The sequence below is a fragment of the Bifidobacterium mongoliense DSM 21395 genome (genome assembly GCF_000741285.1).
GTDB classification, from domain to species: Bacteria; Actinomycetota; Actinomycetes; order Actinomycetales; family Bifidobacteriaceae; genus Bifidobacterium; species Bifidobacterium mongoliense.
The window spans coordinates 16,842-39,273 of sequence record NZ_JGZE01000014.1 but is presented as its reverse complement, the minus strand read 5'-3'; the positions used below and the strand labels follow the sequence as shown (position 1 = coordinate 39,273).

The 22,432-nt window shown below is 57.0% G+C and carries 16 protein-coding genes and 1 pseudogene; 3 read left to right on the top strand and 14 right to left on the bottom strand.

Annotation, left to right across the window (positions count from 1 at the left end):
* Window positions 1-156: 156 nt before the first annotated feature.
* Window positions 157-456, bottom strand: coding sequence for a transposase (locus BMON_RS10700; protein ID WP_034885361.1), 300 nt, complete (start codon window positions 454-456; stop codon window positions 157-159).
* A gap of 1,068 nt (window positions 457-1,524) precedes the next feature.
* On the opposite strand from BMON_RS10700, the gene BMON_RS10000 reads away from it, so the two are divergent.
* Window positions 1,525-2,355, top strand: coding sequence for a DUF6418 domain-containing protein (locus BMON_RS10000; protein ID WP_156098628.1), 831 nt, complete (start codon window positions 1,525-1,527; stop codon window positions 2,353-2,355).
* A 174-nt stretch (window positions 2,356-2,529) separates the two neighbouring features.
* Here the strand turns inward: BMON_RS10000 and BMON_RS09300 are convergent.
* A pseudogene (locus BMON_RS09300) lies at window positions 2,530-3,621 on the bottom strand (IS30 family transposase).
* Between the two features lie 1,169 nt (window positions 3,622-4,790).
* Between BMON_RS09300 and BMON_RS10695 the strand changes: the two are divergent.
* Window positions 4,791-5,552 (top strand): glycosyltransferase, encoded by a 762-nt coding sequence (locus tag BMON_RS10695; protein ID WP_033512633.1) that lies wholly within the window; start codon window positions 4,791-4,793, stop codon window positions 5,550-5,552.
* A 22-nt stretch (window positions 5,553-5,574) separates the two neighbouring features.
* Here BMON_RS10695 and BMON_RS09645 read toward each other — a convergent pair whose 3' ends face one another.
* From BMON_RS09645 to BMON_RS06460, 8 genes are all read right to left on the bottom strand, one after another.
* On the bottom strand, window positions 5,575-6,489 hold the full coding sequence (locus BMON_RS09645) for a glycosyltransferase family 2 protein (RefSeq protein ID WP_161786328.1): 915 nt from the start codon (window positions 6,487-6,489) through the stop codon (window positions 5,575-5,577).
* Window positions 6,490-6,585: 96 nt separating this feature from the next.
* Window positions 6,586-7,461, bottom strand: coding sequence for a glycosyltransferase family 2 protein (locus BMON_RS09640; protein WP_081882956.1), 876 nt, complete (start codon window positions 7,459-7,461; stop codon window positions 6,586-6,588).
* Window positions 7,462-7,580: 119 nt separating this feature from the next.
* The gene (locus BMON_RS06490) at window positions 7,581-9,029 is read right to left on the bottom strand and encodes a hypothetical protein (RefSeq protein WP_237745363.1); all 1,449 of its coding nucleotides are present in this window, start codon (window positions 9,027-9,029) and stop codon (window positions 7,581-7,583) included.
* A gap of 166 nt (window positions 9,030-9,195) precedes the next feature.
* A complete protein-coding gene (locus BMON_RS09635; protein WP_420307744.1) occupies window positions 9,196-9,651 on the bottom strand; it encodes a VapC50 family PIN domain-containing toxin in 456 nt (151 codons plus the stop codon).
* 112 nt (window positions 9,652-9,763) lie between these two features.
* The gene (locus tag BMON_RS06475) at window positions 9,764-10,294 is read right to left on the bottom strand and encodes a helix-turn-helix domain-containing protein (RefSeq protein WP_051917969.1); all 531 of its coding nucleotides are present in this window, start codon (window positions 10,292-10,294) and stop codon (window positions 9,764-9,766) included.
* Between the two features lie 148 nt (window positions 10,295-10,442).
* A complete protein-coding gene (locus BMON_RS06470) occupies window positions 10,443-11,051 on the bottom strand; it encodes an ATP-binding cassette domain-containing protein (protein WP_237745364.1) in 609 nt (202 codons plus the stop codon).
* Window positions 10,952-11,740, bottom strand: coding sequence for an ABC transporter transmembrane domain-containing protein (locus BMON_RS09630; protein ID WP_272944906.1), 789 nt, complete (start codon window positions 11,738-11,740; stop codon window positions 10,952-10,954). Before BMON_RS09630 ends, BMON_RS06470 begins: the two co-directional genes overlap by 100 nt.
* A 373-nt stretch (window positions 11,741-12,113) precedes the next feature.
* Entirely contained in the window at window positions 12,114-16,025 is a 3,912-nt protein-coding gene (locus tag BMON_RS06460; RefSeq protein ID WP_033512709.1) for a thiol reductant ABC exporter subunit CydD/CydC, read from the bottom strand.
* Between the two features lie 258 nt (window positions 16,026-16,283).
* Between BMON_RS06460 and BMON_RS06455 the strand changes: the two genes are divergently transcribed.
* Window positions 16,284-17,366 (top strand): LacI family DNA-binding transcriptional regulator, encoded by a 1,083-nt coding sequence (locus BMON_RS06455; RefSeq protein ID WP_033512707.1) that lies wholly within the window; start codon window positions 16,284-16,286, stop codon window positions 17,364-17,366.
* Between the two features lie 42 nt (window positions 17,367-17,408).
* Here BMON_RS06455 and BMON_RS06450 read toward each other — a convergent pair whose 3' ends face one another.
* From BMON_RS06450 to arfA, 4 genes are all read right to left on the bottom strand, one after another.
* A complete protein-coding gene (locus BMON_RS06450; protein ID WP_033512627.1) occupies window positions 17,409-18,302 on the bottom strand; it encodes a carbohydrate ABC transporter permease in 894 nt (297 codons plus the stop codon).
* Window position 18,303: 1 nt separating this feature from the next.
* Window positions 18,304-19,218, bottom strand: coding sequence for a carbohydrate ABC transporter permease (locus BMON_RS06445; RefSeq protein WP_033512625.1), 915 nt, complete (start codon window positions 19,216-19,218; stop codon window positions 18,304-18,306).
* Between the two features lie 62 nt (window positions 19,219-19,280).
* Window positions 19,281-20,669: an ABC transporter substrate-binding protein gene (locus BMON_RS06440; protein ID WP_152595760.1), complete on the bottom strand. Its 1,389-nt coding sequence runs from the start codon at window positions 20,667-20,669 to the stop codon at window positions 19,281-19,283.
* A 56-nt stretch (window positions 20,670-20,725) separates the two neighbouring features.
* Window positions 20,726-22,348, bottom strand: coding sequence for an arabinosylfuranosidase ArfA (gene arfA / locus BMON_RS06435; protein WP_081882953.1), 1,623 nt, complete (start codon window positions 22,346-22,348; stop codon window positions 20,726-20,728).
* Between the last annotated feature and the right edge of the window lie 84 nt (window positions 22,349-22,432).

Sequence of the window (22,432 nt, the reverse complement as noted above, 5' to 3'; positions counted from 1 at the left end):
GCGTCRGCGGTCGAGCWYKCRTACKGCTGGCGGCACGGGCTTTGACCTGCCGGTATGCTCTGGCGGTGAGCAACCCGCCAGCCAGCGCAGCCCGCGGGACCGTGCGGATCGGCCCGACCCCGAACCGGTGGCGATGAGTGTCGATGTACTCGACCATCAACGTCGTGTCGGGTCGGGCCGTGAGGCGAAAAAAGCCGACGCGCTCGACGGGATCTCGTTCGCCCGACGCAGCTGCGCATTCTCCCGACGCAGCCGCCTGAGCTCGCCGGACTCCTCGGGACCCGCCGTGCTTGCCGTATCAGCCTTGGCCTGCCAGCGGCGCAATGATTCCGCCGCCACACCCGGATCCTTCGCCACGCCCTGCAACGCCTTCGTCTCCGACGCGTAATTCCCCCGGGACTCGGCCAACAGCCTGACGGCCCGGTCCCTGAACTCCTTGGCATATCTCGTACTCATAATTCCATCATTCCTTATCTGGGGGAAATCAGGAACAAAACCCAGTCCACATCAAATTCCGATGTACGTGTGACGATTTCTCGCAATGCTTGAGTGGCGCTCTTACCTTATTCGAAGAGTTCGGGCACGGGAGGGGCCCTTGCAGCGTGTACTGAAGCGCAAAGGAACATTGGATACAACCCAACGACCAAATATCAAAGGAAAGTTGAGAAATGATTCTGTCCCCCCAAGTTTGTATTCCAATAATCCAAGTTTTTGAGTGCAATTCACATCTCGATTATGAATCGAGACATAGAAGTGATCGCGTTGGGTGAAAGGTCTATATGATTGCAATCGTGGGGACCGGAATTCAATTAATAACCGATTCATGGAAACTTAAGAGTGATTGTGAAAAGCATTAAACCAAACACGATCATTTTTCTGGTCAAACATGTATAGTTGTATGGGATAGTCACTTTAAGTTTCAATGTTCTGTTTGTTTATTGTTTGAATTTGCAAGAGTGGGGAATAACCTCGTGTTCATATATGCTGTAGCACTAACGGCAAGCTGCGTATTGTGTGCGATATCACTAATGTATATTATTCGGAAAATTGGTATATTCTCAATATTATTCTTTATGTTGTGCGTGGGATTAATTTCGTGCGGGATATCAGCCACCATCCTTGACCATAGCGTTTTTGTGTCGGAGCTGGGTTATACGACTTGGAATGCATTTGCTGGGCCAAAGTTCTTCTTCCTTCTTTCAATATTCTTCTTTTTGATAGGTTTTTTTTCTGGGAAAGGAATGGATGTTTACGAATCATTCGAGAATACGCGTATTAACGGTGTTGTATCTCAGAAGGTCATATATAGAAGAAAAAACCTTACAATGCCGGCATATATATTCCCAATTATAGGATTGATATTTTCCGGATATCTGTTATTTAATATGAGCGTTTCGGGAATTCCTCTACTATCTGGCAATCAGGTCACTCGTTTTAATTATTGGAGTGAATATTCTGCTCTTCCGGGCGCCGGGCAAATCAACAATCTGTTAACAGTGATAGCTGCCGGGTTAGGCTTTACCTATGCTCAAACTGAGTTATCCACAGGAAAGTCAAATGTACGGTCCAAGCATCAACTTTCCTGCATCTGCATTGCGCTATTGTTCGCGTGCATTCGCTTTTTGTTGGGATATAAAGTTTCAGGGATCATCGATATCATATTGCTTACCTTATTGGTTATATTTTTTTTACTCTTTTCATTTAAAAAAAATTGCGGCAAATATTTACAAGAAGCTGCTTATTTATGGAAGTGCAATTGTTTTATTAGCAGTCACTTCATACTTATTTTGGCAGGTCCTTTCAGGTAATTTTAGTACCATAGGACAGGCGTGGCAGGCATTGTTGGAAAGACAATTTTTATTATCCGGCCATATGTGGTGGGCTGTAGCCAGCGACACAAGAGTCTCGGGAAATCCATTTCCTTCAAATTATTCTGAGCTACGTTCAGTTTTTCTTCAGAAAGATATATATAACCCGGATTCCGGGGTCTATGGTCTCATGCAAAAGTACAGTCAGTCCGATATTGTTGAAAATTATATTTCACATAAGGTCCGTTTTAGCGCAAATTTTTTTGCAGTGAGTCTTTTTTATAATGGAATAATCATTACAGTCATTGCAATTGCAATTAACGCAATCATCCTAGTAACTTTTTTAAAGCTTTTTTCTGATGATGCAATACATCAGAGGAGTTTAGCATTTGTTATCTTGTTTAGGATCTTTCAAATTTTTTCTACATATGTGACCGGCTCCGGTACACTAACTGAATTCTACCGGATAAACGTGCTTCTTCTCATATCCATTTACTTCATAGTCCATTTTGTAGACATTTCTACCAATAATAACGATATATACTAACCATTTGAATATTTATTTCTAAGATGATATATAGCATTCCTTAAGAATTTGTTTTCGGATTCCTGAATATATATCTAAAGATGTAATATCAATTGAATCCTAAAAACTTGACTTGGCTCAACGGTTTCTGGTGGTGTTTGCAACGGTTGGTGGCTTGTTGGTGGTTTGAGGGTATCAGGTTTGGTCGGTGAGTTCGATGATTTTTTCGCTGGGTTTCATGAAGTCGAGGGGGGTTTCTTGGTCGGTCGTCGGGTTCCCCGGCGACGGTGTCCAGGTGGCTCTCAAGGCGGATGCTCGGGCCGGCGCCTTTGGGGAAGTATTGGCGTAGTAGCCCGTTGGTGTTCTCGCTGGCCGGGGTTTGCTGCACGCTCTGGGCGTCGTGGCGGTCGGGCAGGTGGAGCACACCCGTGAACCGGGTGGCCCGTTCCACGAGTGTGCCGATGGCGCTTTTGTTCCTGCTTCCAACGATCAGGTAGCCTTCCCAGTGTCCTGGTATGGCCCGGTCCTCGATGCCGGCGGGCCGACCGCCGATCATGATCATGGGATCCCGGAAGCGTGGCGTGCGCGCATCGGTGTCTCCCTGGGGCTTGCGTGCGGTGCGTCCCGAGCGCGGCGCCTGTTGCGGATCGAGTTTCAAAGTGCCCTTGGCTTGCACGTCGATGGCCTGGTAGATGGTTTCATGGCATGCTCGCATGTTCCTATTATCCCCGTGCCCGCGTTTGAGCCGGCCGCAGGTCTGCTCGGGGCTCAGGTGGCGGCGCAACCCGTCGCGTATATACGCGAACAGGGGCGGGTGTGCCATGATCTTGCGGGTTTGGGCCGTTTCAGGCGCTCGTGTCCCGGCTGGTGGTGGGCGAGGTAGGGTTCGTAGCGGCCGGTGCGCGGGTTCCTGTCGCGTCGGATCTCACGGCTGATGCTTGAGGTGCTGCGTTGCGGCAGCAGGGCCATCGCGCGTATCGAGTCGCCTGCGTGGAGTCGGTCGGCGATGCTGATGCGTTCGGATTGACTCGGATGGCGTGTGCTGATGGGCTTGGGCTGGTCCATGTCATGACGATACCAGTCGACCAGTGTCCGTTCGTTCCTGCTCCTGCTTCTGGTTCGCCCGTTGCGCCATGTTTTCCCCGTGCGTTTGGACACCCCGACCATGCGGGCGGCCTGGGTGGAGTTCATGCCCTGGTTCAACAGCTCGACATAGTGGACGCGTCCGGCGCGACACATCGCACGCCGGTCCGCATGGACCACGCCCCGATACTCGTATTGCGACATCCATACCTCCCAGAAGGACAGACGTCGCAACGACCACTAGAACCAGCCCAGATCGTTCCGGAAGGCATGCTTCGCATAATGGCGTTATCCCCCAAATCTCGTTTGAGCCGGCCGACCGACGACCGCCCGTTCCTGCCAGTGCTTCCGGCTCGGCACATCGGACGTCGAGATGGGCAAACGATTCCCTGATGCTCGCTACGCGACATCCGTTCCCCACCTGCGGGGAGCGGACGCAGACAAGTCCGACGCTGGTTTCGATCCGGATGCCCATATTTTTTGCCGCAGTGGGGGCACCGCGATCGCCGCCTTTTGACGATGACCGGAGCGGCACGGGGCGTCGCGGTCCCGAGACCCCAATGTCTACCGGACTACCCGCGACCGCGACCGCCGTTTTGCTTGTGGTGGCGCGGTGCGCCTTCGCGACAGGACACTCCAGGCTTTTCTCGTGTTTCGCGCTTCCCGGATGCCCGTTCATCGCCTCGTCCGACACAGCCCCGGCACCGTTGTGGTTACCGCCTTGACAGGTGGCCTGTCCCGGCTACCTCCAGCCCCCGCTCTTTGGCCATGCAAAAGCTCAACGCCCCGCCCATCTGTCCGGAACGCTCCCGGTTGGGTTATTTCCCCTTGGCCGTCATGACGACCATCGTCGCGGTCAGCATAATCACCGCCCCATACCCACCAATCAGCAAGACCGGCGATCAAAACCAGCCACACAGATTTCAAGACAACCCCTTGCCATTCTAAGATCCTAGATGAACGCAGGTCCTGGCGCAATGATGCTTTCGCCTAGTATTACTCATCATGAAACGCAATCTTCAAGAATCCACAAGTTATCAATGTTTGAATTAGTTCGCTCAGCTAGCCAAGAATAGGCCTCTGCGATGCCTTGCATAATGGGGCGCTAACCTCTTAGTTTTTGCGACATCTCCTCTGAAAGTGACGCTTAGGTGCATGTGATTAGGCATTTGCATACCGAAATCTAAGTCAAAGTGGCAAAATGCTATCCAGTAAAAATACGGTAATACATCTTTAAGAATTATCGTACAAAGTATTCATCTTCGTTTTGTCTTTGCTTTAGGACGTGGCAAGAATTATCTGCTAGGCCATACTAAATGATACAATATTGAAAGTTTATTGACTTTTACTATAGCCAAGGAAGAAATCAAAAAATGCTATCTTTAGATATAATATTGGTTGTGTACAACACGTTCATTTCCAGCACAAGATCTATTCAAACGCTCTTAGATGAATCAATTTGCAATAAAATAATCATTTGTGACAACTCAACCGACATGAACATTAAGACTAAGAACGAGAAATTCGCTGACCAAAACCCCAAAATTATCTATTGTGACATGAGAGGCAATCAAGGAATACCCGTTGCATACAATGAGGCAATCTCAATCAGCCACAGCGACCTCATATGCCTTTTAGATGACGATACCTTGTTACCCGAACACTTTTTCTCCACAGCACTCAACTGGTGCCAGCATTCTGAAGCAGATATTTTTGTTCCGCTAGTATACTCACAAGACGGCACCTTGATTAGCCCCTGCTACGCGGGTCGATATACTTTTAAACCATTTAAAAGCGTAAACAAAATATCCATGAAGTTTAGCGCAATTAATTCCGGAATGCTCATTAGAAGATCAATTTTTTCAGGATATAGGTATAATGAGCAGATGTTCCTTGACTTGGTAGACCATAAATTTATCAGAGACATGAAGCATGAAGGTAGAAAAATTGTACTGATGAGCAATCTAGTTATACAACAAGATTTTTCTAAAATCTCAGACAACAAATCACAATCTTTAAATCGTCTGAGAATTTTCCGCCACGACTCAAAGATTTTTTATTCTTTCTCACCTATTGCCAAAATCTTTCGTTGTCTCCAACTCGCCTATAAGTTTTTCCTATATACCTTGCGATAATGCTAAGAATTTAAATAATCAATCACAATAATGCAATAAAGAGCAATTGCCCAAGCTTACGGCTCAAATTCGATTTCAAGTACCCTTTTTTTAATACAATTATTGAGCGATTTATTCTTTTTTCATTCAATATGAGTGCATAGGTTTTAAGTGTATATAATCGATCAAGAGGCATAAAATGTCCATATACCCGCAACAATTCTTTTGCTTGCAAAATTGATTTTTCAATACTCTGACGATTAGCCGAATTTTGATGACACCAGCTTAAAAAATTAAATTTTAACGCTCCAACCGAATTGTCACCGTGTTGCCTATAATTAGTCAAAGGAATATTAATATACTCTATCCTGCCAAATATCGCGGCCAACAACGCGAACAACCAATCATGCATTACAATATTATTAACGTCTACCTCTGAAATTCCAGGCAACGTATATAAGCTCTTATTCAACAAGCACGAACACCCAGTTACCGTATTCTGAACTAACAATTGGCTGAATCGTAGACGATACGGGTCGATTCTCATGTAATTAAAATATGATTTATCAATTTCTTTAAGCGTACTGTCAACTACCATTAGATCAGAAAAAACTAATAATGGGATATCATTTGTAACATGAATTTCTGTTTGTTTCATTTTTCTCAATAAAAGTTCCAGCTTATTGGGTTCCCAAACGTCATCTTGATCAGCGAACGCAATATAATTAGCTCTTGCAAAATGAATCATGCCCATGAAATTTGCTTTTGGAGATCCAGAATTCCCGTATCTAGATACGATTTTAATGCGATCATCTTTCTTGACATACTCCTCAATGATTTTTAGAGTGTTGTCTTCTGAACCATCATCAGAAATGAGCAAATTCCAATCACAAAATGTCTGTTGAATAATTGACTCAATTTGCTCCCCAATATATTCCGATCCATTATATGTAGCCATAAGAATTTCAATTGTCGCGTCTCTTCTCATTAACTTTCCTCTCAGTATTTCTGTGGAATAGAAATAACAATCCAAAAATGTCCATACAATCAAAAATCAATTCCTAGTCAACCTGACAGATGCCAAGAATTTACCAGCAAAGTTACCTAGAATTCGAGCTATACAATCAACAAAAAAGCCACAAATTTCTGTAAATCTTCGCTCTTTAATGAGGGTTTTGAAAATGTGAATTGCCAGCCGCCGACCTTCACCATACTCGGATGCACCTGCCAATTCAGTGGCATGCTGAACAAGAAATAATGAAATTTCACGATTTCTACGAAACTGTTGAAAAAAGGAAAGATTATGGGAATGAAAAACTTTCGCATTGGCCACATACGCGACACTAAAACCTGACAAAATGAATTTTGCTGCCATAAGCATATCCTCGTTTGTATTGCACGGATAGCTGAACCCACCGCAACTCAAATAAGCGCTACGACGGTATGCACTACATACATCAGATGCGAAAAATGTTTTGATTCCAAATTGTGGAATATCATTTTTCGTACGAACAAAAGAGTTGGGTCCATAGTTAAACTCTCTCACAAGCTGTTCATAACGTTGAGCGTCTTTTTTCGCAATTTGTCTACCAGAGGCCAATGCTACATTCCTGTTTTTAAATACTTCTAAAATATTTTCAACATAATTCTGGTCAACAGGTACAGCATCTTGTGTCATAAATAACACAAACTCCGAAATCGTAGCAAGGAATGCCTGATTTCTGGTTCCACCATGATCAAAATTATTCCTATCAATGACAATTGTACTAGCACCATGTTTCTGAGCAATAGCAACGGTTTCATCGTCGGAGCTAGAATCAATAATGAGAATTTTTTCTAGTTGTATCGTTTGCTTCTTCAGCTGATCGATTAAAGGTCCGATTGTCCCCCCAGCATTTAAAGTCGGAATAATTATACTTGCCGAAACCATTTTATCTCCACGGTACAGATAGGTTAGAGTCCAAGACACCGGACGCTTGTATAATAACAATTTACCATTAACTAGTATAGTGTTTATTCGCGTACCATGATTTTCCCATATTCGGTAAATCAATACCTTGCTGCAGAGACACTATTCGCCTGAATTCTCCACATCGCCGACACAAAAATGGGGCACGCATATGCCTCGAACTGAATATACAGGTATGCAACCAGAATAAGCCAGCACACCGTGGTCCGGTTCCACGCATGGTGCACGCTCAGGGACACCACCACCAGCACCACCAAGAGCAACATGACGAGCACGCCGAATTCGGTGATGAAGCTGACGTAGGCGCTCATGGTGAACGTGTCTGCGGGAGGGTTCTGCAGACCTCGGATCTCGTTGTTGACCAGCCCTCCTCGGGCGTCATACCAGCGCCGAGCACCCCAATATCCGGTGCGCACCGCGTTCGAGATGTTGCCCGCGCCCCAGCCGAACAGCGTGTGCCACAGGTCATGTGTCCATGCCCAGGCGGGAGCCAGCATGTGGAAGATCCTGGCGCTCATCGACTGGTCGCCTTTCAACAGGCCGTCGCTAGCCAGTTTGCTGAGCCGTGGATCAAGGAATACCGCGGCTACTCCCCCCGCCACCACGACTCCGATGCCCGACACCGCGCCAATCGTGGCCCCACGGCGCCGGAAGTTGATCGACGCCGCCAGCCACAGGACCCCTGCCACGACCACATCGATGACGATTCTGGTGCCGGCGCCCATGAGCAGCGAGCCGAGTGCGAACACGGGGATCACCACCGCGACACGACGGTCTTTGGTAAGCCAGTAGACCGGCAGCAGGATGCCGAACAGATGCATGCCGATATAGCTCGGCTCGGCGAACAGGAACTGCGGGCGCTGCCATGTGTAGTTGCGGTACATGAGTCTGGCGAAGAACTGCCTGATCCCGGCCACGTGCCATTGCACGCCGGCCCACTGCACCATGCCGACCAGGAACGCGACACTGTAAGCCGCCACGAGCACGGTGACCATGGGTTTCCACGGCAGCCGCTTGATGCGCAGCGCAATCTCCAGAGATGCCAGACACGCCAGTCCTAGCACCACCGAGCCGATGGACCTCGCCGCCGCCCAGCCGTGGAAGCCGACCGTGGTCCAGCCGTAGAAGGATACGAGCACCAGCAGCAGCGGGAACAGGACGAAGGGCAGGTAGCGCCTGGCAACGGTTCTGAGCAGCCGGGCATTGACCAGTGCATAAGCCAGAAACAGCCAGGGCGACAGCGGCGTCCAAAACGGCAGCGGAATGCCCGCCACCGTGCCGTCCACCGGCAGGAGCGCAAGCGCGGTATAGAACAGCAGGTCGGACGGGTCGGAGATAATCGCAGACTTCTGGGACCTAGTTATTGGCATTGATGGAGCTGCCGCAACAGCCGGAACAAGTGGAACCTCCGGGGCCGAATCGAGCGCCACCCTCTGCCGGTCGGGCTGCGAGAGCTGCTGATTCGACTGATCCGTGGTACCGGCGGGATTCGGTTGACGCAGATGCGCCGGCTCATTGCGATTATTCATTCGGTTCGCCATACCCGTCCTCTCGGGATTCATCAGTGATGCCATCAATCAGTGGTGCTGTTCGACAGGATACGCCCGGTTGAATACCGAAATTGCGATAGGGGACGGCGGGGCGGACTGCATTTCTTGATACAGCCTCAACCATCGCCATTAAGCCCATGGACACTCAATCAGTAAATCGAGAACGATAATCTGCCACGAATTCTGGAACATTTGCACGTTTAAGATAACCCAGTAGTTTGTCAACACTCATCGGCGGACGTTTAAGATTACGTATCTGCATTCGCACCGCATGCTGCACCGCGTTGGGATTGAGATCAAGCATGTCACAGAGAAAGGTATCCGGCCCCACCGGTTCAAGGGAGTACTCCGCAAGTTCAACTACTGGGAAATCCTTGAGATTCGACGTGACGATGACATCCGCTCCGGCTGCTGCAGCCGCGGCCACAACATGACGATCATCTTGATCGGGGAGGTGCACTCCTGAGACCAGACCCTCCCACTGTTTATCGGAAATCTCCGAGAATGGAAAAGCTGTATTCATATTGGAGAATCGCCAAGAAACTCGACTGTCGGAAAGATCTGGATGAACTCTGCAAATTGCTCTTTTCGCTTCCTCCACGACTTTCGTCGACCATATCGGCCGATAGAGATCGACTTCAGCGCAACGTAGCAACGTATCGCTAAGTGAACTGGAACCAAGACGTTGGCATCCAGGAATGCGGTAAACATGCCTATTCACCTTTACGCACACTGGGAAGAACCTGCTCATAATCAGCAGAGGTGTCCTCATAGAGATCGTCTTCCACAGCCATACGAGTCATCTCGTCAAGCGCATGATGTTTTTCAACCTGCCGCTGCCTCTTATACGCCAGAAGATCGGTGAGCCTGACCTTGCGGTGACGAGAAGGCCTCTCGAAAGGAATTCTTCCTTTTTCAAGAAGTCTGACCAACGTCTGTCGGGAAACGCCAAGCATATCCGCCGCCTGACTCGTCGTCAGCGTCATGGATACCGGGACCACACTCACCGCCTTTCCCTGCCGCATCGCTTCGGAAACCTGAATGAGGACATCAAAAATCTCTTTCGGCACCGGAATCTTCTTGCCTTCGCCATCTTGAAGACAGGGGGTATCAAGAGAATCATTGTCATGGTGAGAGAGAAAATCGTGGAGGTCGTCAAAATCCTCCTCAGCATGCTGAGGAGGCATGACCGTAGTCTCCTCGCTACCATGTGAAGTCATATCGCGTGTCAATGTACCATCCATGGGAACTCTCCTTTCTCGGCATGATCGTATTACGATAATACTACAAAACGACCAAAACGACCAACTTTTCTCGGATTATTGAACACCATCCCATCACTTCACCCACGGGTATCGAGCAGCGACGAGTACGCCGATATGCGTGGAGCGTTCACGCCACGTCGGCGGTGAGACTGTCGACGAGCCGCTGCGCGTGGGACTGGTCGATCGGATAGGCCTCGGTGGCGTGGCCGCGATTGAGCCGAATGTTGTAGTCGCAGGCGGCGAGCGCGAATTCAGGGTCGTGGGTCACCACCACGACGGTGCGTTGGGCGTCGGCCAGGCCCCGGATCATGGCGGTGACCTGTTGCATATGGCGCATGTCAAGGCCGCTGGTCGGCTCGTCGAAGATGATGATGGGGCGTTCGCTGGCCAGTGCGGCGGCGATTGCCACACGCTGTTTCTGGCCTCCGGACAACGAAAGCGGGTGCCGTTGGGCAAACGCGTCCAGATCGAGTTCGGCGAGAATCTTCAGCGCCAGCTCCTGGTTCTCCTCGGGTTGCGCAAGCATGACCTCGTCAATCACGGATTCGGTGAACAGCTCGGCGTTGACGTCCTGCAAAACGGTGAAACATCGTTTGAGACGCTTCTGGCGCCGCAGACGCTCCCCCGACGGCGTGATCAATTCGCCGCGGCACCGTTTGTCCAATCCCTGCAAGCACCGCGCGAACGTGGTTTTGCCGGCCCCGTTGACACCGGTGAGCGCCGTGACCTGACCGATGGGGAGATCGAGACCGTCGATGTCCACCGCCTCGTCGGTCTGATGGGGGTAGGTGTATTGAACATCGGTGAACCGAAAGGAGCCGGCAAGCTCGAGACCCGCGCCCGCCCGACCGTCACCTGCCCGAAGGAATAGACGGTCTGTTGGAAGGTCTTCACGACCGGAATGCCGCGCACGTATTCGACCGCCGACTTGCTCATCCGGTCCAACGCCGCGTTGTATCGCCCCATGAAATCGGCGCCCGCGCCGGTGGTCAGCATGATGGTGATGAAGAGCATCGAAAGCACCACGGGAATAAGACATGCCACACCCATGCGCCAATCGAAGACGAACGAGACGACGACGAAGGCGATCGGCGTCATCAGCGCGGCGCTCATATCGGGCAGCCTGTGCGCCATCACGGCGTGGGTGTCCTCAACGGCCCCATCGATGATATGTCTCATCTCGCCACTGGGATGGGTTGAGAACCAGCCCAGCGGGAGCAGCATGAGATGGCCGAGCGCGGCCTTGCGCACATTCGACGTGGTTCTGAACGCACACAGATGCGTGCACATCAAGGCGAAAAAGTAGCAGACAGCCCAGGTAGGTGAGCCATCGATATCCGCCGGCGAAGTCCAGCAACTGGAACAGCGCCATGGGTTTCTTGTTGCCGGTGGTGGTGGCGGTGTCGGTGGTGGCAGACGGGCCATCGCGCGCGACCGCATGTTGCTCCTGACGACCCCGCGTTCCATTCCCCAGTGTTGCATTCCCCGGTGTTGCATTCCCAGCCGCATTGGTTGCATTGGCCGAGCCGTCCCCCGTCGAGTTCACCTTGACGCCTCTTCCCATAACACGTGCATACGGTGACCACCATTGGTGCTGCCACCGCCATCATTCGGCGTGCGTCCGTAGATAACAGACGCCACCCTTATTGATAATAATTATCAATTCAGATAATGCAAGGGGAGTCCTGGGAATGCTCCGATAAATCTCACAGTGTGGGCAACAGCGACGACACCACCCCTTCCGCCAACCGCGCAGAACCGCAGCTGCACGGCGGAAAGACGGAACCCGCAACGCCGACTACATCCGCACGACCTCGTCGGCGATCTGCATGGCCTGCTCGCGGTGCGAGACGAGCACCACGGCCGTGCCATGATCGGCCAGCTCCGCGATGGAGTGGAGCATGACGGCCTCGTTGAGCGCGTCGACCCTACTCGTGGGCTCGTCGAACAAAGCCAGACTCGCCCCGCGCAGGAAGATGCGGGCCAGACCGAGCCTTTGACGCTCACCCTCCGAAAGTCTGCCGCCCAACTCGCCCACCTCGGTATCAAGCCCGTGGGGCAGCGACTCGACCAGATCGAGCGCCGAGGCATGGCGCAGCGCTTCGAGCAAGACGTCATCGGTGACCGCGTCGGAGGTAACGTTGGCGGCGGGACCGGCGACAGAATTAGCGATTGCGTGAGAACCCTGTGGACCCTCGCCGCTGACCACGTTGCCCTTGCCATCGACATGACCGTCGGCACAGGCCATGAGGAGATTGTCGCGGATCGTGCCATCGAACAGGTAGGTCTCTTGACTCATGAACGCCTGCGCGTGACGACGGTATGCCGCGTCGACGACGGTCAGTGGTCGGCCGGAAAACACGACCTGACCCGCCTGGGGATCCCAGTAGCGCATGAGCAGATGCAGCACGGTCGACTTGCCGCGGCCCGACCTCCCCTGGATACCCAGGATGCCGTGTGCGGGAACGCGTAGCGAGTAGTCGCGCAGCACACGGCGCACGGCGTCAGGCTGGGCATAGGCGAAGTCCACATGTTCCAAGGCCATGCCGTCGTACTGCGGCGTTTCGGTGCCGTTCTCCTCGACGGCGGGCTTCTCGTCGATGAGGGCAAACAAGCGCCTGGCGGCGGCGAACGTCTGGGTGAGATTCGCGGGCAGCGCCCCCAGTGCCAGGGTCGGCCCGAACGAGCCGGACAGGAGCGTGAACGCCACGAGCCCCGCGGGGATGAGCGCGGCGTCCGTCTGGGCGAGCGCCATGGCTACCACTGCGGCCGCCATGGTGGCGCACATGACCAGCACGCCAGACAACGCATGGAACCGCGCGGTACGGCGGCTGATCTTGGATTGCAGGGCACGTAAGCTCCGGGCCTTGCCGATGATGCGTTCGAGGCGAACAGGTCCGCGACCGTACCGGATGATCTCACCGATGCCACGCAGATCGTCGAACATCGCGTCGTCGAGCGCGGCGGCGCGCGAGCGCAACCGCGGGCCGACGGTGTGCACCGACAGCGCGAAGATCCGCGGCAGGATCAACCCCACGAGCAGGTGGGCGATGACAAGCAGCAGCGCGAACCAGGGGTGCAGCATCCCGACGCCCACGGCGAAGACGACCGTGGTGACCAGGGCGATGACCGTGGGTGAGATGGTGTGGGCGAAGAAGATCTCGAGCAACTCCACGTCGGCGGTGACCAACGACACGAGGTCGCCCCTGCCCTTGCCCACGAGCTTGGCGGGGGCGAGCCGGCGCAGGGCGGCGAACATACGGTTGCGCAGCAACGCGAGCAGGCGGAAGGCCACGTCATGGTTCATGAGCTGCTCGGCCATGCGCATGGCGCCGCGCACGAGCGCGCACACCACCATGACGATGACGGCCGGCTCCATGCCGATGCCCCAGATGGGATGGTTGAGGGCGGCGAACAGGGCGAGCACACCGGAGACGGGCAACAGAGCGGCTGCCAGCTGCCCCAGGATGCCGAACACGCAGGCCAAGGCCATGACCGGCCACAGCGGCCCGACCACGGAGAGCAGACGACGCACGACGGCGAAGGTACTCAGGGGCTTCGGAGAGCCCGGCACTGGTTGCGGGGCAGATTGCCGCTCCGGTTGCGATTCCGGTTGTGAGGCCAGTTGCGCGGCCGGATTTGAGGCCGGTTGCGTTTCTAGTTGCGGGGCTGGATTCGAGGCAGGAATCGTGGCGGCCGACCCGTGGGCCGTCGAAACCCTGGATGCCGAGCGCGCCATCGCGTCGACGCTTTCCGGGGACCGCGGACCATTGCCACGCCAGGAGACGCGCTCCTTGGCCTGCTGGGCGCGGAACAACGTCGCATACACGCCGTTGCGGGCGATCAGCGCTTCGTGGCCGCCTTGCTCAACGACCTGACCGTGGTCCATGACGACGATGCGGTCGGCGTTGACGGCGTCGGCCAGCCGGTGGGTGATCATGAGGACCGTGTGGTTCTGCGCAAGCTCGCGGATGGTGCCGACGATGAGCGCCTCGCTGCGCGCGTCGACGCTGCTGGTCGCCTCGTCGAACACGTAGACGGGGGTGTCGTGCAACAGGGCCCTGGCGATGCACAGCCGCTGACGCTGGCCGCCCGAGAGGTTCGCCGCGCCCTGCTCGATGCGCATATCCAGGCCCTTGGATTCGCGGTACACGAAGCCGTCGATGCGGGCGCGCTTGAGCGCCTGCCACATCTCGTTGTCGGTTGCGTTCGGCCGAGCCATGGCCAGGTTGTCGCGCAGCGTGCCGGCGAGTAGATAGCTGTGGGTCGTCACCAGCGTGACCAAAGCGCTATGGGATTCCCTGCTCAACGTGCGCAGTTCGCCCGCTCCCGGCCCGGTCAATCCGCGGTATCGCAATCCAATGGACCCGTGATACCCCACCAGCTGGCCGGCGAGCAATGCCGCCGCCGTAGACTTGCCCGAACCGCTCGCCCCGACAATCGCGGTGAGGGAGCCGACGTCGGCGGTGAACGAGACGCCGCGCAGCGCCTTCATCGAAGCCGGCTTCGAGACCGTAGCCGAAGCGTGGACTGAAGCGTGGCCCGGAGCATGCCCCGGAGTCCGATCACTCTCGTAGGCGTAATCGACGCGGTCGAAGGCGATCGACACGGCACCGACGTCTTCCGGCAGACGGACATCACCGTATTCGGGTTCGGGGGCGTCGAGCAGGGCGAACAGGCGGCGCGAGGAGGCCACGCCGCTCATGGCGACGTGGAAGTAGGAGCCCAACTGGCGCACGGGCAGGAAGAAGCTGACCGACAGGAGCACTATGAGCATCGCGTTCGGCAGCCAGATGCGGCCGTAGGCGAACTGCCACACCGCGGCGATGATGCCGGCGGCGGCCCCGCCATAGGCGACCACGTCCATGGCGCACAGCGAGCGCAGCTGGACACGCAGCACGCGCATGGTCGCCGTGCGGAAGTCCTCGGCCTTCTTCGCCATGGTGGCGGCGGCCCGGCTGTCGGCGTCGAACGATTTAAGGGTCTCGAGACCCTGCAGGTTGTCGAGGAACGCGGCGCCCATGTCGGCGTACCTGCCCCAGTAGCGGCCGAAGGTGCGCGAGGCGTGGGCCGAAACCATGCGGGTGATCACGATGATGAGCGGCGCGCACACGAGCATCACTGACGCGGCAATGGCGTTGACGGGCAGCAGAACCGCGAACAGGGTCAGCGGCGCGACGATGGCGAACACGACCTGCGGCAGGAACAGCTCGTAGATGCTCTGCACCTTGTCGATGCCCTCGCCGGCGGCCTGGATGACCTCCGACGTGCGCACACGCTGCGTATATGCCGGGCCCAAGCGCAGCACCTTGCGGTACAGCCTCTCGCGCAGGGCGAGTTTGACCCGCTGGGCCGCCCGGTCACCGCAGGTGGAGGCCAGGAGCGTGGCCACGTATTTGCATACGGCGATGAGTACGAAGGCGAGCAGGTATTCGCCGTATCCGAAAACATCGAGCTGCAGCGGGCCGTCGGGTGCGAACCGGGTGAGATCGTGGGCCTGGGCGCCCGCCAGGCAAGTGGCCAGCGAGCCGCGCCGGGCACAGTCGAGCAGGGCCAGGGGCTCCACGTGGGCGAACAAGGCGCCGAGCAGGCCCACCAACGTGAACACGAACGCGATGTCCATCATCAGGGACACCCACATGGCGATGACCTTGCCGATCATGAGACGACGAACCCCGGGAACCAACGACAGCAGTCGTTTGTCGAACATGCCCACCCCTTTTCCGTGCGTACGGTGCCATCCGGCAGCATGCGCGCCATACGATCCATACCCTGCGGCACCACGGATCGGCATAGCGGTCAAGCCACACCACCACCATTGAACCGCAGGCCAGCATACATGCACCAGATTCCTGCAAGAATAATAGACCGCCCAGAACGTCGATGCCGCCGCCGCGGTCGGGCGACATGGGAGGCGCCACTCCCTATACTGATGTCGGATGCATCATCGGCAGACGGGACCATCGATATGTCACAACGCAGCACAGCCGGACGGCAGGAGCACGCCGTGACGATGCGCGAGGTCGCCGCCCGGGCCGGGGTCTCCATCAAAACGGTGTCTAACGTGGTCAACCACTACCAGTTCGTGTCCGATGCCACGCGCGACAAGGTCGAAGACGCCATCCATGACCTGGGTTACGTCGTCAACGCCTCCGCACGCACACTGCGCACCGGCCACACCGGCATCATCGCGCTGGTGATCCCCGACCTGCAGATCCCGTATTTCGCGCAGCTGTCGTCGCTCGTCATCGAGGAAGGCAAGCGGCTGAGCCTGCATGTGATCGTCGAACCGACGCTCTACTCGCGCGAGGGCGAGATCCAGGCGCTGCATGGCTCGCAGATCTCCATGCTCGACGGCATCATCTTCAGTCCCCTGGAACTCAGCGGGGATGATGTGGATCAGCTCGACATCGATGTGCCGCTCGTGCTCATCGGCGAACGGATCTTCACCGACAACGTCGACCACATCGCGACCGAGAACGTCGAAGGCGCCAAACGGGCCACGACCTACCTCTTCCAGACCGGGTGCCGCAGGATCGCGGTCCTCGGCGTGCACCCCGGAGAGGACGTGGGTTCGGCCGCCCTGCGGTTCCGGGGATACCGGGAGGCGTTGGAGGAGATGGGTCTGGCGTTCGACCCCAAACTCGTGGCCCCCGCGGACCGCTGGCATCGCATCGACGGCGTCAACGCCATGAACCTGCTGCTCGACCAGGGCGTCGAGATGGATGGAGTGGTCGCCCTCAACGACATGCTCGCCTCCGGGGCGAGCCATGCCATCCAGATGCGCGGGCTGGCGGTGCCCGGCGACATCTCGATCATCGGCTTCGACAACTCCGAGGACTCGCAGTACCTCTCCCCCGCGCTCACCACAATCGCCCCGGGGCTGGAGGCCGTGGCGCGGCTCTCCATGCGCGTGCTCAAGGACCGCATCGACGGCAACCACCCACTCGACGAACCGGATGGCCGCCCGATCTTCAGGAAGGTGAGCTCCTCGCTGGTCGTGCGGGCATCGACGAAGCCGCCTACCCACGCCGCCGGTCAGCTGTGCTGAGCGACGACGGGATCGGCGGCTTCGCGGCCATCGAGCAATCCGTCAGGCCTTGACGGACCCGGCGGTCAACCCCCCCACCCAGTAGCGCTGGAGGAAGATGAAGGCCAGCAACATGGGGATCACCGACACGAAGGCGCCGGACGTGAGCAGATTCCAGATCTGTTCGGATGCCGACCCCGCCGAACTGCGCACCTGCCACTGCGAAAGCCCGACGGTAATGGGGAAGAGATTGGGGTTGGTCAGCACCACCGACGGCAGGAAGAAGTTGTTCCACGCCCCGACCACCGACAGCAGCAGCACCGTGGTGATCGCCGGAGTCATGATCGGCAGCGAGACCGTGAGGAACGTCCTGAACTCACCCGCGCCGTCGACCCGCGCCGCCTCGATCATCTCGTCGGGCAACGACTCGCTGCAATAGACCCGCATGAGGTAGACGCCGAACGGATTGAGCAGCAGGGGCAGGAGGACCGCCCAGTAGGTGTCGGTCATGTTGACCCGCGACATGAGCAGGAAGGTCGGGATGACCAACGCGGTCGCGGGAATCATGAGCGCGCCGAGCACGATGTTGAAATACAACCGCTTGCCGCGGAACCGGTACTTCGCGAACCCGTAGCCGGCCATCACGGAGACCACCGTGGAAGCCAAGCCTCCGACCAGCGCGTACATGAACGAGTTGAGGATCCAGCGCCAGTAGATGCCGTCCTGATAGGTGCCGAGCTGCCTGAGGTTGTCCCACAGCGCGAACGTGGAATCGAACCACATCGACCCGTGCGCACCGTTGAACAGGCCGCCGTTGGTCTTCGTCGAGGCCACGACGAGCCACCAGACCGGCAGCAGGAAGTAGACGCAGCACAGGATGAGCACCACGTAGGTGAACACCCTCGGATTGCCCTTGACCTGATTGACGCGATCGGCGCGTTGCCGTTGCACGCTCATTTCAGTCCCCCAATCCGCTCGAACGGTGTGTCAGCCGCATGAACGCCACCGAGAACAGCACCACGATGAGGCCGAGCGAGAACGACACCGTCGCCGAATAGTTCGTTTGGTTGTATCCGAACGCGAGCGCCTGCGCGTACATGTTCGGGGTGTACTCCGAAGGGATCACCGACGGCGCCTGGTTGCGCAGGATGGTGGGTTCCGTGAAGAACTGCAGGGTGCCTATCAGCGAGAAGATCGTGCACATGATCAGCGAACCCGAGACCATCGGGACCTTGATGCTCCTGGCGATCCTGAATTCGTTGGCGCCGTCGATCCGCGCGGATTCGTAGAGCTCCGAAGGTATCGATTGGAGCGCCGAATACAAAATGACCATGTAGTAGCCGGTCCACTGCCAGGTGACCACGTTCACCAGGGCGCCGAAAATGCCGTTCGAACTGAGGAACTCGGGAGCCGAGAGCCCGAACAGCTGGAAGACGGAGGTGAACGGCCCCATCATCTTGGAATACATGAACCCCCACATGAGCGCGCCGATGACCGCGGGAATGGCGTAGGGCAGGAAGATGACGATCCTCGATATGGCCGCGAACCGCTTCTTGAACGAGTCAAGCATGAGGGCGAGCGCCAGCGCGAGTCCAAGCTGCAAGGGCACCATCACCACCGTGTACATGACCACGAGCAGCATGCCGTCGCGGAACGCGGCATCGCCCAGTATCCGTACGTAGTTGGCGAGCCCCGTGAACCGTTCGCCGAACACCTGCGTGTAACTGAACAGCGACATGTAGAACGCATATCCCAGGGGCACCACCAGGAACACGACGAATACGACGGCGAACGGGCCGGTGAAGACCCAGCCCCACAGGTGCTCTCTGCCGATCGTGGCGCGTCGCGCGCGTTGTTGTTTCATCTGAGTCATCAGAAGTCCTCTCAAGCCTTGCGGGAAGGCGGACCCTCCCCGCAAGGCTCCTCCGGGCGAGGTCACTCCACCGCGATGGTGGAGAAACCTTGCTGCTTGGCGTAGTTCTGCAGGGACGACGTGAGATCTGCCACGACGGAATCAGCCGACTTGCCCGACTTCACGACGCTCGTGAACGCCTTCTGCTGGGCGTCGTAGGCGTAGGTCTGGAAGGGAAGGAACTGGTCTCCCTCCCACCCCTTGGCCACCGGGGCGATGACCTCGTTCGCCTTCTGGTTGCGCAGATAGGGGTAGGTCTGCCCGATGAACTCGGACGAGGCCAGGGTCTGCGTCCAGGAGGGGAACAAACCGCCGTCGGTCACGCCGCTGTTGCGGGAGAAGTCGTCGCCGTACAGTTCACGCGCGACCTTCGCCGAGGCCTCAGTGTCCTTAGCCTGATAGGTCACCGCGAAGGCGGAACCGCCCTGGTTGACATCGGGCGTGGCATCGTCCCACTTCGGAGCCGCGTAGATCTTGAACGGCGAGGACTCGGGGGTCTTGAACGCGCCCTTGACGTAGTAGCCCATGAACCAGGAGGCCTGCACGTAGGTCGCATACTGCCCCGCGCCGAACTTCTTCATGGTGTCGGTGGAGCTTTGGTCGGCGGTGTCGATGAGCCCGTCCTTCGCGAGCCGTTGCCAATACGACAGGACCTCCTTGACGCCCTTCTGGTCGAAATCGACGCCGACCTTCGTCGGATCGTTGGCGGAGTACTTGTAGACCTTCGCGTTCTTCTGGGAGAAGAGCGCGATGTTCACGGCCGTGCCGTCGGACTGCCAGTTCGTCAGCTTGCCGTCGTAGCCTTTCTCCTTGAGTTGACGTCCCGTCTGCTCGAACTCGTCCCAGGTGGTGGGGACCTTGAGGCCGTACTTCTCGAAGACATCCTCATTGACGTACATGACGAAGGGACCGGTGTCCACCGGGACCGCATAGACCGAATCGGAGCCGCCGAACGTGACCGAATTCCACGCGCCCGACGTGTAATCCGCCTTGTGCTTGTTCATGCCGAACTTCCCCAGATCGACGAGGTACTTCTTCTGACCGGCCAGGAACTGGGGCATCGCCTCGTATTCGAGCTGGATGACGTCCGGGGCGCCCTTGCCCGCCTTGATGGTGTTCTGGAAATGGGTGTATTCGGCGCCTCCCTGGCCTCCGTTGTTCCAGCACACCTGCAGATCGGTGTGGTTCTCGTTGTAATGGTCGGCGATCTTCTCGAAGGCCGGGTACCATGCCCAGACGGTGACCTTCTGTGCCTTGGGATGCACCAGCTTGTTCGTACAGGACGCGTTGTCGTTCGCGTGCTTATCGGTGTTCGTGCCGGCCTCCTGCGCCCCGGACCCGCCGCATGCGGCGAGCGTCAGGCTCAGCGCCGCGGCGCTGAGAGCGGCCAAAAACTTCGTTGTTTTCAACATCGTTCCTCATCTCCTTGTTGTACATCATGTCTGTCTTGGGCACTCAGCCGGCTGGCTCACCGACCGATGCGGATGGCCGTCCACGACACGGGTGGCAGGGTGATGTGCACCTCACCGTCCGTGATGCGGGCGCTGGCGTTGGCATGGGGCACGACGGCGTCGGGATGCTCCAAGGTGTTGGACGCCATCGGGTCGTCCTCGTGCAGGGTCCGCGCGTCGAGCGAGCTGACATCGCCTTCCGGCAGGCGGATTGTGAACTCCGCTGGTTCGTCGACGGAGCGGTTGACGGCGAAAACCGCCAATGAGCCATCGGGGGCATTGACCGCGACTGAATCTACGGTGTCCACGGCGCCGTATTTCGCGGTGTCGTGCGTGCTGGAGGTCTGCTTGGGTTCGTAGACCGTGCCGCCCTTGGCAAGCTGAGCGGTGAGCGCGAAGGGGTAGAACGTGGTCTGTCGCCAGGACGGGCCGCCGGGCTCGGTCATGATCGGCGCGATGACGTTGACGAGCTGCGCGAGCGAGGCCGAACGCACACGGTCGGCGTGCTTGAGCAGGGTGATGAGCAGATCGCCGAATACCACCGCATCCAGGACCGAATACCGGTCCTCGAGCAGTCGGGGCGCCACCGGCCAGTTGCCGATGCCCTCGGGTGTCTTCGACGGTTCAGCATCCATATACCATACGTTCCACTCGTCGAAGGAGATCGCCACCCGGTGCGAGGACCGCAGCCGGGCCGCGGCGGCGTCGATGGTCGCGGACACGTCCCTGATGAAGGCGTCCATGTCGACGCCGGACGCCAGGAAGCTTGCCAGGTCGCCGTCGGAGGGCTGGTAGTACGCGTGGCAGGACACGAAATCGACCGCGTCGTAGGTCTCCTCGAGCACGGTGCGTTCCCACTGGCCGAAGGTGTCCATGCCATGGGACGACGACCCGCACACCACCAGCTCGAGGTCGGGGTCCACCTGCCGCATGGCGGCGGCGGTCATCGCGGCCAGGCGGCCGTATTCATGGGCTGTCTTGTGACCCAGCTGCCAAGGACCGTCCATCTCATTGCCCAGGCACCACATGCGGATGCCGAAGGGCTCGTCGGCCCCGTTGCGCCGCCGCCGCTCGGAAAGCGCGGTGCCGCCGGGTACGTTGGCGTACTCCAGTAGATCGAGCGCCTCCTGCACGCCCCGGGTGCCTAGGTTGACGGCCTCCATGAGCTCGTTGCCGCCGACCTTGTCAAGCCATGAAGCCATCTCATGCAGACCGAACCGGTTGGTTTCGGTCGAATGCCACGCCAGGTCGAGCCGTCTCGGGCGTTCGGGGCCCACGCCGTCCTCCCAGCGATAGCCGGAGACGAAGTTGCCGCCGGGGTAGCGGATCGTCGTCACCCCCAACTCCCTGACCAGATCGATCACATCCTGCCGGAAGCCGTCGGCGTCGGCGGTCGGATGGCCGGGTTCGTAGATGCCGGTGTATACGCACCGACCCAGGTGCTCGACGAACGAGCCGAACAGGCGATCGTCGATACGGCCCTGCGTGAACGCGGGGTCGATGGTCAACCGGGCCTGCGCCCGTGGACTGCTGGCGGTGTGGTCCTTGGTGGACGACGATGCGGTAGTGGAAGGCGATGCGGTGGTGGACGACGGTGGTGTAGTGGACGACGGTACTGCGGTGGACGACGCTGCGACCATGGGGACGACGTGTGACACTGGCGGACTCTCCTTTGCGTTTTGCGTTGCCGATGACGGGCTACCTTGCCCTCCCTCAGTGTACAT

Coding starts and splice junctions, on each gene's coding strand:
- BMON_RS10700 (WP_034885361.1), bottom strand. CDS start 456: ATGAGTACGAGATATGCCAAGGAGTTCAGGGACCGGGCCGTCAGGCTG.
- BMON_RS10000 (WP_156098628.1), top strand. CDS start 1,525: ATGCTCAAACTGAGTTATCCACAGGAAAGTCAAATGTACGGTCCAAGC.
- BMON_RS10695 (WP_033512633.1), top strand. CDS start 4,791: ATGCTATCTTTAGATATAATATTGGTTGTGTACAACACGTTCATTTCC.
- BMON_RS09645 (WP_161786328.1), bottom strand. CDS start 6,489: ATGGCTACATATAATGGATCGGAATATATTGGGGAGCAAATTGAGTCA.
- BMON_RS09640 (WP_081882956.1), bottom strand. CDS start 7,461: ATGGTTTCGGCAAGTATAATTATTCCGACTTTAAATGCTGGGGGGACA.
- BMON_RS06490 (WP_237745363.1), bottom strand. CDS start 9,029: ATGAATAATCGCAATGAGCCGGCGCATCTGCGTCAACCGAATCCCGCC.
- BMON_RS06475 (WP_051917969.1), bottom strand. CDS start 10,294: ATGGATGGTACATTGACACGCGATATGACTTCACATGGTAGCGAGGAG.
- BMON_RS09630 (WP_272944906.1), bottom strand. CDS start 11,740: ATGGCCCGTCTGCCACCACCGACACCGCCACCACCACCGGCAACAAGA.
- BMON_RS06460 (WP_033512709.1), bottom strand. CDS start 16,025: ATGTTCGACAAACGACTGCTGTCGTTGGTTCCCGGGGTTCGTCGTCTC.
- BMON_RS06455 (WP_033512707.1), top strand. CDS start 16,284: ATGTCACAACGCAGCACAGCCGGACGGCAGGAGCACGCCGTGACGATG.
- BMON_RS06450 (WP_033512627.1), bottom strand. CDS start 18,302: ATGAGCGTGCAACGGCAACGCGCCGATCGCGTCAATCAGGTCAAGGGC.
- BMON_RS06445 (WP_033512625.1), bottom strand. CDS start 19,218: ATGACTCAGATGAAACAACAACGCGCGCGACGCGCCACGATCGGCAGA.
- BMON_RS06440 (WP_152595760.1), bottom strand. CDS start 20,669: ATGTTGAAAACAACGAAGTTTTTGGCCGCTCTCAGCGCCGCGGCGCTG.
- arfA (WP_081882953.1), bottom strand. CDS start 22,348: ATGGTCGCAGCGTCGTCCACCGCAGTACCGTCGTCCACTACACCACCG.